Here is a 13,304-nt window from a genome sequence, read left to right as displayed (position 1 = left end):
CAAATCAATTTGTAAATGTTTTTAGCTGAATGATAATACATGTTCCATAATTAGGGGAAGAGTCAATATCAATTGTTCCTTCAATAGAACGAACTCTGTCTTTCATACTTAATAGACCCAGTCCATTGGTTTCGCTTTTCAATGCTTCTTTAACATCAAAACCCTCGCCGTTATCTTCAATCATCAATGTAATTAAATCAAGATGTTGGTTTAAGGAAATCGAAACTTCAGTGGCTTTGCCATGCTTAAAAGCATTTTGAATTGCTTCTTGAGTGACTCTTAACAGTATATGTTGTTGAGCGAAAGACATGGCATTCTTTTCAATTTTATAGAAAAAATTAACCTCTTTGTTATTGATGGTTCTATAAGTATCTACCAATTTTTCTATAGAACCAACAAATCCTAACTTCTCAATGGAAGTCGGCATTATGTTATGAGCAATGTTTCTCCCTTCCTTTGTGGCCTCTCTGACTTGTTCTCGTATTCGTTGAATGATCTTTCTTTCCTCATCGTTAAGATTGTTGGTATTTTTAAGAAATTCATCCAATTGATAAATAGAGGCCGTAAGAGTTTGACCAAGACCATCGTGAATTTCCTTGGCAAAGCGTTCACGTTCCTTATCTTCGGTCTGTAATACTGCTTTTTGAATGTTATCAGTATGATTTTTGAAGAAAGTAATGTCAGAGTGTTTTCCAATTACACGGATTACTTTTCCATCCACATCTTTTTGAACGGCCACTTTGAGAAGCACCCATAACGTGTTTCCAGAGGGCGTAATCATTCTAAAAATAGATTGAAATCCATTTTTGATGAGTATATCCCTTTGCAGCATTCTAATGGTGTTAGGACGGTCTTCAGGATGGATTAAATTCAAAAGTACTGAAATATCTTCTTCTTTTCCTTTTTTATCTATTTCCAACATCTGATAAAAAGATTTAGAATAATAGACTTTTCTAGTAATATGATTCCAATCCCAAAGCCCTTCTTTAGAAGCTTCAAACGATAGACGCTGACGTTCTTCGTTTTCAAAAATAGCTTGAGCATTATCGGCAGTATATTCCAGATCCAAAGGAAGATCCGAAAGTAAGGTAAGATCGTCATTATGTTCAATCTTACCCTCCAACATTTCATTCAATGCTTTTGCCTGAAGTAGTGCATGTAATTTTTTTTCTTTGGTCAGTAACTGAGACACTTTTTCCTTTAAGCGAATCACTTCTTTGGCTTTATCTTGATCTACCTTGTGGTCGAGTTCTAAGGCCACCCACACGTATAAGGTTTGATGTTTTGTGAGTGAAACACTATGTTTCTTGTGGCTTTCTTTGTGTAAAAGATAACCGGACCAACTTTCATGGTCTGACATTAAAACTTTAGGTGTTTTATCCTTTAGCGTTCCGAAGTCATAATATTGATGGATGCTTTGAAGTGTATTACCTCTTTTATTGGTACTGATTACTTTACCAAAATCATTTAAAATAGCTATAAACAATAGCTTATTGAATATATAATCATGCAATTCCTCTATATGAAACGAAGAATTATTGTGTGCTTCTTGGGCTGTCATACTAACTATAGCGGTTGAAAAGCGAGTTTTAGGTTTACATTAATTTACCATAAATCATGCTTTTAAAAAAGCGCTATGTATGATCTGCCTAGTTATTGAAGAAACTTGGTACCAAAGTGAACTCTGGGATTTGTACTTCAAAAAGTGTATTGTCTTCGATTTTACGCATTACATAAGTACCTGACATTTTACCACATGGTGAAGGAAAATGACAACCCGAATTGTACTCAAAAGACTGTCCAGGGATCATGATTGGTTCCTTACCAACCACACCTTTCCCATTGACTACATTGCGGACTTCACCCGTAATATCGGTGATCTCCCAATTTCTTCTTAGTAGTTGAATTTTATTGGCACTAAGGTTTTCTATTTTGATCTTATAGCTAAATACGTAATGTCTTCTTGATGGAACAGAATACTCAGGAAGATAGAAGGTTTCAACACTGACTTTTATTCCGTCTGTTATTGCAATTTCCATAGCAGATAAAATTTAATAAATACATCTAATCATGATGTCACAAACAAAAAGTAGAGTAGATGAGATGTTAATGATAATTGTAATTTACTACACAATTTCTTTAAAGTTAGTGATTTATATTCTATTTCCCATATTATGTATAAGTACTTATATATTTTAGGTCTTTTTCTTGTAAATGTATAAGTACTTATATACTTTTGGGTAAAACAAAGAAATATGGATTTTTATCAGTCAGCAGGAACACTAGTATTGGGTAGTAGACTTAGGAGGTTAGGAGAGCGTTTTCTCTCTGAAGTTTCTAAAGTTTATGAAGCCAAAGGGATAGAATTTGATCCATCATGGTTTCCAGTTTTTTATTTGTTAGATGAACATAAAAAGCTGTCAATGAGAGATATTTCTGATCAATTAAATGTAAGTCACTCTGCGGTAAGTCAGTTGACTACAGCATTGATCAAGAAAAAATTACTCAAAGTTGAAAAGGATGAAAATGATGGAAGAAAACGTTTGATTCTTTTTACTGAGAAAGGAGAGGAATTAGTAAGAAATAGTAAACCTATTTGGGCATCCATACAACTTTCGATGAAAGAAATAACGGAACAAAATGAATGTCAGATTTTGAAGGAATTGAAAATTTTAGAGACATCATTGACCGAAAAATCGTTGTCCGAGCGCGTTTTGGACAACTTGGAGAAGTAAAAAACATACACCACACATACTAATCATAAATTACTACCATGGGAAAAATATTCAAATACGGCATTGACCACCTGACGGTGAGCATTGCATTGGATATTGCCAGAGGAAAAATCTCTGGAGTGTTAAATAATACGGCAAAAGACAAAGTACTTAAAAGTCAAGCCTCTGTTCAGGAAATTGTAGACAAAGGAGATGTTGTTTATGGAGTGAATACAGGTTTTGGTCCGCTTTGTACTACGATTATTTCAGAAAAAGATACTTCCACTTTACAGCACAAAATTCTTCAAAGTCATAGTGTGGGAGTTGGAAACCCTATTGCAAAAGAGATTTCAAAAATCATGTTGATCACTAAAGCTCATGCTTTAGCACAAGGTTTTTCAGGAATCGCTTTAACGACTTTAGAGAGAATCATCTGGCATATTGATAAAGATATTGTCCCAATGGTTCCTGAAAAAGGATCAGTGGGAGCATCAGGTGATTTGGCTCCTCTTTCACATTTATTCTTGCCTTTGATCGGGTTGGGAGAAGTATATGATGAGAAAGGAAATAAAGCTTTAGCATCAGATGTATTGCATCGTTTGGGTGTAAAATCTCTTCAATTAGGACCAAAAGAAGGTCTAGCCTTGATTAATGGTACTCAATTCATCCTAGCACATGCAGTGAAAGTGGTTGAGAGATTAGCGAATGCGTTGGATACAGCAGATATTATTGGTGCAATGTCATTAGAAGGATTGATGGGATCTGCGCGTCCATTCGAGTCTGCTTTACATCAGATCAGACCTTACAAAGGCACACAACACGTAGCCTCACGTTTGCATCACATGTTGAAAGGGTCTGAAATATTAGATTCCCATGTGGATTGTGATCGTGTGCAAGATCCGTATTCTTTAAGATGTATGCCTCAGGTTCACGGTGCTTCAAGAAATGCTTGGTTACACTTGAAAGAAATGGTGGAAGTAGAGCTTAACTCAGTAACGGATAACCCAATTATCTTAGACGCTGAAAATGCCATTTCAGGAGGTAATTTCCATGGACAGCCTTTGGCCATTCCGTTGGATTATGCAGGTGTAGCTGCAGCAGAGTTAGGAAATATTGCAGATAGAAGAAATTACATGATGATTGAAGGACGTTTTGGTTTGCCTAAATTATTGATGGCAGACGTAGGCTTGAATTCAGGTTTCATGATTCCTCAGTATACTTCAGCAGCATTAGTGACTGAAAATAAAACGCTTTGCTTCCCAGCATCTGCGGATTCTGTGCCTACTTCATTAGGACAAGAAGATCACGTATCAATGGGTTCTGTGTCTGGAAGAAAGACACTTCAGATTATTGGTAATTTGGAGCAAATCCAAGCAGTAGAATTGTTGTACGCCGCTCAAGCATTGGACTTTAGAAGACCATTAAAATCATCACCAATTATAGAAGCTACTCACGCTTATGTTCGTGAAAGAGTAGCTCATGCTGATGAGGATAGAGTATTGGCTTATGATATTGAAGCAATGCATGATATCGTACAAAGCGGTGCATTGGTTCGCATTGCTGAAGAAGTAGCCAAGAAAGAGAAAATCAACCTTGAAGGAGATTTCAAAGCAGAATTTACTTACTAAATTCTATGTTTCAAGTGTTAAGCGTTAGCGTCACTTGGAACTATTCATTGGCGAAGTCTCCTGACTTCGAAATACGCTTTCGCTTGTTGGTTCGAAGTCGGGAGACTTCGCCAATAACCAATCACAAGTGACGCCTACGGGCTTAACACTTGCGACATATTTAAGACAAAAGAAACACTTACTACATATATATCATAATTAACCATGGAAGCAAAAACATCATCACAACAAAAGTTTGAAGCTTTTTTAGAAAAATACGCAAAACACCCACACTACATTCCTCCAACAGGTCCAGAACTAAATGCTAAGTCTTGGCAAACTGAGGCACCTCTAAGAATGTTCTTGAACAACTTGACAGACGAGGTAGCGGAAGACCCGAATAACCTAGTGGTTTATGGTGGTACAGGTCAAGCGGCAAGAAACAGAGAATCATTAGAAAAGATCATCAAAATTCTTTTAGAATTAGATGAAAACCATTCACTTTTGGTACAATCAGGTAAGCCAGTGGGTGTAGTAAGAACGCATCCTGAAGCACCGCGTGTATTGATCGCCAACTCTAACCTTGTTCCAGCTTGGGCAACTTGGGAGCATTTCCAAGAATTAAAAGAAAGAGGTTTAATGATGTACGGTCAGATGACGGCCGGTTCATGGATTTATATTGGTACGCAGGGTATTTTGCAAGGTACGTATGAGACATTTGCTTCATGTGCTCGTCAGCATTTTGGTGGCGACTTAAAAGGTCGTTTGCTAGTAACAGGTGGCATGGGCGGTATGGGTGGCGCTCAACCGTTGGCGGCTACGATGTGTGGTGCAGCAATGTTGGGTGTTGATATTGACCCTGCTCGTATTCAAAAGCGTATTGATACAAAGTACATCGATAAAATGACGCACTCTTATGAAGAGGCGATTCAATGGGTAATGGAAGCCAAAGAAAAAGGTGAAGCATTATCAGTTGGTTTGGTAGGTGATATCGGTGATGTGTTGGAAAGATTAATTCAAGATGGAATCACTCCTGATGTATTAACGGACCAAACTTCTGCTCATGATCCAGTATATGGTTATGTTCCTAATGGGTTATCATTGGAAGAAGCAGAAAAATTAAGAGAAACAGATCCTGTTTTATATAAAGAGAAGTCGTTGAAATCAATGGCTCGCCACGTACAGTATATGTTGGATTTAGAAGAGAAAGGAGCAATTACTTTTGACTACGGAAACAACTTACGTGAGTTTGCAAAGCAAGGTGGTTGTGAAAATGCTTACAACTTCCCAGGTTTTACACCAGCTTATATCCGTCCATTGTTCTGCGAAGGAAAAGGACCTTTCCGTTGGGCAGCATTATCAGGTGATCCTCAAGACATCAAGGTAACGGATGAAGCATTAAAAGAAGCATTCCCTGAAAATACACACTTAATTAAGTGGTTGGAAGAAGCAGATGAGAAAGTAGCATTCCAAGGTCTTCCTTCACGTATCTGTTGGTTAGGTATGGGAGAAAGAGAGAAAGCCGGTGTGATTTTCAATAACCTTGTAAAAGAAGGAAAATTGAAAGCTCCAATTGTCATCGGACGTGATCACTTAGATTGTGGTTCGGTAGCTTCTCCAAACCGTGAAACGGAATCAATGTTGGACGGTTCAGATGCTGTATCAGATTGGCCATTATTAAACCTAATGTCGAATGCGACAGGTGGTGCTACTTGGATCTCATTCCATCATGGCGGTGGTGTAGGTATTGGTTACTCTCAGCATGCAGGTATGGTAGTTTTAGCTGACGGTACTGAACGAGCTGAAAACTGTATTCGTCGTGTCCTTCATAACGACCCTGCAATGGGTATCTTCCGTCATCATGATGCGGGTTATGAAACAGCAACGAAAGTAGGTGAAGATCACGATTTGATCGTTTGAGGTAAGAGTTAAGAATTAAGAGGGAAGAGGTGGTTCGTGTTTTTCTAGGGATGTTTTATTTAAACGTTTACTGAACCACAACAGAAACTGCCCACAACCCTGTTTCAAGTGTTAAGCGATAGCGTCACTTGGAACTATACATTGGCGAAGTCTCCTGACTTCGAACTAAATAAACTTTATTGTTTTAAGTTTCGAAGTCAGGAGACTTCGCCGATCATCAATCACAAGTGACACCTATCGGTTTAACACTTGCGATATCGTTTAATTGTGATTTTAATACAAATGAAAAAACTAATCGGACCATTCTCACAAGTTCTCACCCTTGCGGGACTTCCATTAAAAGGAGCCTTAGAAGATGAACAATTAGAGATCATCGAAAATGCAGGCGTGAGTATCGATGAGAATGGAAATATAGATGAAATCAAATCATTTACTTCTTTTGATCAAACTGACTTTGATGAAGTAGAACAGATAGAAGAAGAAGGTGTTTTGATACCGGGTTTTGTAGACTGCCACACCCATATTTGCTGGGGAGGAAACAGAGCTAGAGATTATGCGATGCGAGTGGCAGGGAAACCTTACTTGGAAATTGCTAAAGCAGGTGGAGGAATCCAAGACTCCATGCGAAAAACGCGTGCGGCTTCTGAAGTGGAATTAAAAGAAGTGACCGTTTCAAGAGCTGACAGACATTTATCGCGTGGTGTGACGACTATTGAAGTGAAAAGTGGTTATGCCTTGGATGTTGATAATGAGTTGAAGATGCTGAGAGCAATTAAATCTGCGGATCAAGAAACAAAAGCTGATTTGGTATCTACATGCTTGGCGGCACATATGAAACCTAAAGATTTTGAAGGTACTTCTAAAGAATACTTAGACAGAGTATTGGATGTTTTATTGCCTGCCATCAAGAAAGAAAACTTAAGTGATAGAGTTGATATTTTTACAGAAGAAACAGCATTCAATGTAGAAGAGTCAGCGTATTATTTAGGGAAAGCTAAAGCACAAGGTTTTGAAATCACTGTGCATGCCGATCAATTCTCTACCGGAGGGAGTAAAGTGGCTGTGGAAGTTGGAGCATTGTCGGCTGAGCATTTGGAGTCAAGTACTGATGAAGAAGTGAAGCTCTTAGCAGATTCTGATACGGTAGCAACGGTACTTCCTGGTGCATCATTAGGTTTGGGTATGCAGTATCCTCCTTGCCGTAAATTGTTGGATGCCGGAGCATGTTTAGCCATCGCTTCAGATTGGAACCCTGGTTCAGCACCAATGGGCGACATGTTGACGCAAGGTGCCTTATTGGGAGCAATGGAGAAATTAAGTACCGCCGAAGTATTGGCAGGAATGACTTTCCGATCAGCAAAAGCTTTAAATTTGACGGATAGAGGTCAATTAGAAAAAGGAAAATTGGCGGATATGCAAATGTATCCTTGTGAAGATTACAGAGAGATCTTATATAATCAAGGGATGTTGGCGCCGTCTAGAGTTTGGAAGAGAGGACAGTAATCTACTCTTAAATTCGATAGAAATAAAAGCTCTTGAGCTCCTTTTTTGAGGAGTTGAAGAGCTTTTTATATTTGGATCAATACCGCTTGATCTAATCCAGATTTTATTGGAGAAGTAGTATTTTGTAATCTTCTAATTCCACTTTTTTCTAATAATTTCCATTATATTGCTTCATTAAATCATAACCAAGCTACTTTAATACTACATATTTTTAATGGAACAACTCAACTATTCAAAAACTAAAAATGACCTTAAAGGACCGAAGGGGTTACCTTTGGTAGGAAATATCTTTGATTTTGATATGTCTAAAATTCACCTGCTTTATGAGCAATGGGCAGATGAATTTGGATCACTTTATAACATTAATATTCTAGGAAAGAAAATCACAGTTTCTACTGATCCAGAAACGAATGCTTATGTACTTAAACACAGGCCTACCAAGTTTCGACGTCTTCAGAAAATGGCAGATGTTATTGAAGAAGTGGGAGTGAATGGTGTTTTTTCGGCAGAAGGTGAGACATGGAAGAAGCATAGAAAAGTCACTCAAAAAGCATTAAGTAATAAAAATATTCGCTCGTTCTTTCCTACAATTTTACGTATTTCAGAGCGTCTTACTAATTATTGGAATAAAATAGAAGGGATAGAGAATTACGCTATTGATCAGGATTTTGAAAAGATCACTGTCGATGTTACGACATTACTTGCTTTCGGCTATGACTTAAATTCATTAGAAAATGATGTTGATGAAATAAGAGTTCATATCAATAATATTTTTCCGAAGGTAAATAGCCGTATAAACTCTCCAATACCATTATGGAAATATTATAAAACAAAATCGGATAAAGAATTTGATGAGTCCATTAATTACCTGAAGAATGTTTTAGGAGATATCATTGAGACGACGCAGCAAAAGATGGCAGAGGGTTCTGATTTACACGAAAACCCAACCAACTTTTTGGAGGCAATGATTGCATCAGAAGATAAAGAAGATCCTTTTACGAATGATGAGATATTTGGTAATGTATATACAATGCTTTTGGCAGGGGAAGATACTACTTCAAATTCGTTGTCTTGGATCACCTACTTACTTGCAGCTAATCCTACCATAAAAGAGAAAATTCAAAACGAAATTGATGAAGTATTGAAGGGGGAAAAGCTTTCTTCTTTTCAGCAACTCAATGATTTCCCTTATTTGTCTTCAGTAATCAAGGAGACATTAAGATTGAAGCCCGTTTCTCCAAATCTTTATATGCAAGCATTAGAAGATGTTGTGGTTAGTGATGTATTTTTTCCGAAGGGAAGTATGATCATTACGCAGCTGAGCCATGCTCAACGTAGGGATAAGTATTTTGCGGAGGCTTCTACTTTTGCGCCAGAGAGGTGGACAGAACGTGAGGAAACGAAAGGTTGTCCTTATCATAAAAATCATAAACCGGAAGCAATGAAACCTTTTGGAGGAGGAGCAAGGCTATGTCCAGGAATGTTCCTTTCTGAAACAGAAATGAAAGTTTTTGTGATTGCGTTGTTTCAAGATTTTGATGTTACCCTCGATGTTGCTCCAGAGGAAGTCAAAGAATTGTTTGCTTTTACAATGTCTCCAGATAATTTAAAAGTGAGTATCAAAAAGAGAGTACTTCAAAAAGAAAAAAACGTCAACACTGAAAGTGTTTTTCAATAGGAAATTAAGGAAGGATCTTCAATAATGAGGATCCTTTTTTGATGCCTTAGACTTTCCAAACCTTCCCCTTCGTAATTTTATCATACACTTCATTATACAATGAGCGACTAATATTCAATCTTTGACCATTGACAATCAGCATTTTTCCTTCAATAGCCTCTACATATTCAGCATTGACAATAAACGAACGATGTATTCTTATAAATTGATGATCAGGTAATTTTTGCTCGACCTGTTTCATTGAGAAAAGAGTGATATGTCTTTTCTCTTTGGTATGAATAAAGATGTAATCCACTGCCGCTTCTATATAAAGGATGTCCTCTAATTTTACTTTGACGGTTTGCTGATCCTCTTTGATAAAGATGTAATCATCATTGTTGGAAGGAGTGGTAACCACTTCTTTTTTATCATTCCAGATTTTATAACTTTTAGCGACTGCCTTTGCAAAGCGGGGCAGGGTGATGGGTTTTAAAAGGTAATCGACTGCATTCAATTCAAAGCCATCCACTGCAAATTCTCTGTGGGCTGTAGTAAAAATAATATGAGGAGGATTTGAAGCATTTTTCAACCAGTCTACACCCGTAATTCCTGGCATTTGAATATCCAAAAACACCAAGTCAATTTCATTTTTCATTAAAACTTCATCCAATTCAAAAACACTCTTACATTTTGCAATTAGGTTGAGGTAAGGGATTTCTTTTACATATTTAGCGATGCCCTCTCTAGCAATCATTTCATCATCGACAATAATGCAGTTCATCTTATTCGTTTTTAAGTTTGATATTTAGTTTTACGATAAATTCCTCTTCTTTATCCATGATCTCCAAGGTGTGTTGATTAGGATATAAAAGCTCAAGTCGCTTGCGGGCATTGATTAACCCCAACCCTCCTTTATCGCTTTTGGGATGATCACTTTTAGTATTTTGAACCACCAAACCCAACACACCATTTTCTATTGAAATGTCAATGGAGATCGTATACCCTTTTGAATTAATGCCATGCTTAAATGCATTTTCAACAAAGGTAATCAAAAGCATGGGTGCAATGTTATAATTGATGTTTTCTGTAGGAAAATCATAATGTAAAGTCAGAAAATCTTGATGTCGGATTTGTTCCATCTTGATATAATTCCTCAAATAATCTAGTTCTTCTTCCAAATTGACTTGATCTTGATTGGCCTTGTATAATTGATGGCTTAATGCATCTGAAAGCTGTATCACTAATTCTTTGGCTTTTTGAGGTTCATCATCCATCAAAAAGTAAATAGTATTGAGGTTATTGAATAGGAAGTGAGGTTGTAATTGTGATTTCAATAGGTCCAATTCACTTCTCATATTTTTGTTTTCCAATTCTTTCACATACTTATCCTTTAAATACCACTTCTGAACGAGGAAAATAGTAATGGAAATAAAGAAAAGTACAAAAGTTTCACTCGATGCCGTCCACCAACCGACTTTCCCAGAAAAGAAAGGTTCTATAGTATTAATTTTTAAGATTTTTGCATAGACCGTATAAGTGACATAATTACGTATGATGACGCATATGGTGAGTACAATACCGAAGGAGATGAAGTATTGAGGTTTTTTATTTTGGAATAGGAACTTCGGAATTAAGAAATATAAATTGAAATAGACAAAGGGAATTAATGGTGCTGTTATGACCGTAAATGTTATAAAATTATGGAAGATCTCATTATTAAATAACAAGTCACGAATACTTAGCAGAAGTATATAACAACACCAAAAAAGGGTATGAATGGCTATTTTAACTAGTTTTTTCATTGAAGTATCATTTATTCAATGGTCATAAATAGACCTAAGAAGATAGATTGTTTGCTTGTGGGAATTTTTTCTACTCTAGCTGTTCCATCCGTGGAATATTCATAACCAAATACTTGATCAAAACCCAGAACATTGGAGAAGGAAGCGAAGAGAACGGTGAAATGTCCCATCAAGTTCATATTGTAATTTATTGCGACATCTAAGTTATGAAAATCCTTTGTTTTATCACTCATAAATAGCTCTGCATTGGGGTTTTCATACGTTCTGCCTGAGGCGTAAGTATAGGTGAGACCGGGTTGAAGTCGGAGAGAGGGAATTTCAAAATTGGCCACCACATTAAAATTGTGATTGGTGACAAAATCAGGAATGGCGCTGATGGGGAAATGTTTATAGTTTCTTTCGGAATCAATATAAGAGTAAGTCACCCAGTAATCTAAGAATGGAATAGAAGATTCATCCCTCCAGAAGATGTCAATTCCTCTAGCATAACCATAGCCGTCATTATTGAAACTTTCGTCATTAAATTTGATCAGCTGATCGTATTCTTTATGGTAAAGTTCTACTCTAAATGTTCTTCCCATAATTTCCCTTTTGTAATTAATAATATAATGAGTGGATTTCTGAAAATCCAAGTCAGGTTTGTAAGCCAAGTATTCATCTTGCGCTTTTTGGTAATAGTCTCCATAACTTAAAGTGATTTTATTGAAGTCATCTAAATCAAAGAATAAAGAAGTACGGGGAGCCAATGCAAATCGGTCCATTCGAGAAGAGTATTCACCTCTAGCACCCAATCTTAATTTTACTTTAGAAGAAAGGTGAAACATAGATTCAGTAAAGGCAGAAGTCAGATGGTCTTTCACCCAATAATTACCCCATCGTGTTTGATCATTTCTGTAATCACCACCAATTTTAAAGTCCATAAAATCACCAAAACCATGTGAGAGCGTAACTTTAGAAATAATATGCTGATTGTCTTCTTTAAAATTATCCTCGCCCATAGCAATATCACCTACCGTTTTATTGTAAGAAACGCCGGCATCAATTTCCCATGACCTTGTCAAAAGCCCTTTATAGCTATTATTGACATAAATATCATGAGCAGTTCGGTCAAAAATTCTTCCCTCATAAGGTTTTTCAGGATCGAATAAGACCACACCCACTGAGCTTAAATTGTATTGAGAAAACATTTTAAACATACCCGTTCTTGTTTTATGGCGGAATGCCGTTTTCGCATTCAATGCTTCAGGCACTTTTACCCAATCCACATTTTGAGGAGTGATGCCAAAATAAGGGGTAAGGTTGTTGTACGTTATACCACCCATCAATACTGTTTTGTCTTCCCAAACGTGACTATGACTTCCGCCAACTCCAGCAAAATGAAGATTGATAGAAGAGCTCGTTTTCTCAGGAATGTCTTCCGTTTCCAATAACAATACAGAGGAAAGCGCCTGACCATATTCCGCAGAATAACCGCCAGTAGTGAAGGTGGTACCATTAAACATAAAAGGATCAAATTTTCCTCGGCTAGGCATATTGGGCGTATTGCCTAAAAATGGATTGGTAGCCACGGTTCCGTCAATGATGGTTTGCGTTTCGGTAGCGTCACCACCTCTGACAAATAAACCTGTTTGATCACCCACTTTAGAAGTACCCGGCAGGGTTTGTAAAGCTTGATATAAATCTCCGTTGGCACTCGCATTTCTAACAATGTCCATCCCTGTCATTTGCATGGCGGTCATCTCTTCAAGCGTTTTTCCACTTCCTCCATAAATTTCGACAGCCTCTAGTGTGGTACTATTTGTAGGAAGCTTAAGTTGAACAGGATTTGAAAGGCTTGAGACCGAAAACGCTACTTCAGTATAGCCAATAGCACTGACCATCAGTGAATCCGAAGGTTTGAGTACAGCCACCAATTCAAATTGACCATTATCATTGGCCGAAGTACCTTTCATACTGCTTTTAAGGTATACACTTGCAAAAGGAATGGCCTCCCCATCAGTATCAGTAACGGTTCCTTTCAGCGTTTGCTGAGCATAGCCAATGGTTTGCCATAAGCACAATAGTATAAAGAAGTGTAACGTTTTCATAGGTCTCAATAATA

At 37.3% G+C, this 13,304-nt stretch carries 10 protein-coding genes; 5 read left to right on the top strand and 5 right to left on the bottom strand.

Translation table 11 applies throughout. The features are described 5' to 3' along the window. Positions 1-4: 4 nt before the first annotated feature. Positions 5-1,561, bottom strand: coding sequence for a histidine kinase (locus tag PL77_RS03635; RefSeq protein ID WP_044201880.1), 1,557 nt, complete (start codon positions 1,559-1,561; stop codon positions 5-7). An 88-nt stretch (positions 1,562-1,649) separates the two neighbouring features. After that, positions 1,650-2,039, bottom strand: a complete 390-nt coding sequence (gene apaG / locus PL77_RS03630) for a Co2+/Mg2+ efflux protein ApaG (RefSeq protein ID WP_044201877.1) — start codon at positions 2,037-2,039, stop codon at positions 1,650-1,652. A 216-nt stretch (positions 2,040-2,255) separates the two neighbouring features. Between apaG and PL77_RS03625 the strand changes: the two genes are divergently transcribed. The 5 genes from PL77_RS03625 to PL77_RS03605 all read left to right on the top strand — a co-directional run bounded on the left by PL77_RS03625 (position 2,256) and on the right by PL77_RS03605 (position 9,422). Further along, on the top strand, positions 2,256-2,735 hold the full coding sequence (locus PL77_RS03625; protein WP_044201875.1) for a MarR family winged helix-turn-helix transcriptional regulator: 480 nt from the start codon (positions 2,256-2,258) through the stop codon (positions 2,733-2,735). A 38-nt stretch (positions 2,736-2,773) separates the two neighbouring features. Then, positions 2,774-4,342 (top strand): histidine ammonia-lyase, encoded by a 1,569-nt coding sequence (hutH, locus tag PL77_RS03620; RefSeq protein ID WP_044201872.1) that lies wholly within the window; start codon positions 2,774-2,776, stop codon positions 4,340-4,342. A gap of 204 nt (positions 4,343-4,546) precedes the next feature. After that, positions 4,547-6,241 carry a urocanate hydratase gene (gene hutU, locus PL77_RS03615; protein WP_044201870.1) on the top strand — a complete coding sequence of 565 codons (1,695 nt, stop codon included), beginning with the start codon at positions 4,547-4,549 and terminating at the stop codon, positions 6,239-6,241. Between the two features lie 282 nt (positions 6,242-6,523). Then, on the top strand, positions 6,524-7,744 hold the full coding sequence (hutI, locus tag PL77_RS03610; RefSeq protein WP_044201867.1) for an imidazolonepropionase: 1,221 nt from the start codon (positions 6,524-6,526) through the stop codon (positions 7,742-7,744). A gap of 214 nt (positions 7,745-7,958) precedes the next feature. After that, positions 7,959-9,422: a cytochrome P450 gene (locus PL77_RS03605; RefSeq protein ID WP_044201865.1), complete on the top strand. Its 1,464-nt coding sequence runs from the start codon at positions 7,959-7,961 to the stop codon at positions 9,420-9,422. 46 nt (positions 9,423-9,468) lie between these two features. Here PL77_RS03605 and PL77_RS03600 read toward each other — a convergent pair whose 3' ends face one another. From PL77_RS03600 to PL77_RS03590, 3 genes are read right to left on the bottom strand one after another with little or no spacing between them, the layout of a single operon-like run. Next, the gene (locus PL77_RS03600; protein WP_044201862.1) at positions 9,469-10,182 is read right to left on the bottom strand and encodes a LytTR family DNA-binding domain-containing protein; all 714 of its coding nucleotides are present in this window, start codon (positions 10,180-10,182) and stop codon (positions 9,469-9,471) included. 1 nt (position 10,183) lies between these two features. After that, positions 10,184-11,203, bottom strand: a complete 1,020-nt coding sequence (locus tag PL77_RS03595; RefSeq protein WP_044201860.1) for a sensor histidine kinase — start codon at positions 11,201-11,203, stop codon at positions 10,184-10,186. An 11-nt stretch (positions 11,204-11,214) separates the two neighbouring features. Continuing rightward, positions 11,215-13,290, bottom strand: a complete 2,076-nt coding sequence (locus PL77_RS03590) for a carboxypeptidase-like regulatory domain-containing protein (RefSeq protein ID WP_044201858.1) — start codon at positions 13,288-13,290, stop codon at positions 11,215-11,217. Positions 13,291-13,304: the final 14 nt, after the last annotated feature.

It is taken from the genome of Flammeovirga sp. OC4, assembly GCF_000812565.1.
Taxonomy (GTDB): Bacteria; Bacteroidota; Bacteroidia; order Cytophagales; family Flammeovirgaceae; genus Flammeovirga.
The sequence above is the reverse complement of the archived record's forward strand: the minus strand, read 5'-3'. Positions and strand labels throughout refer to the sequence as shown.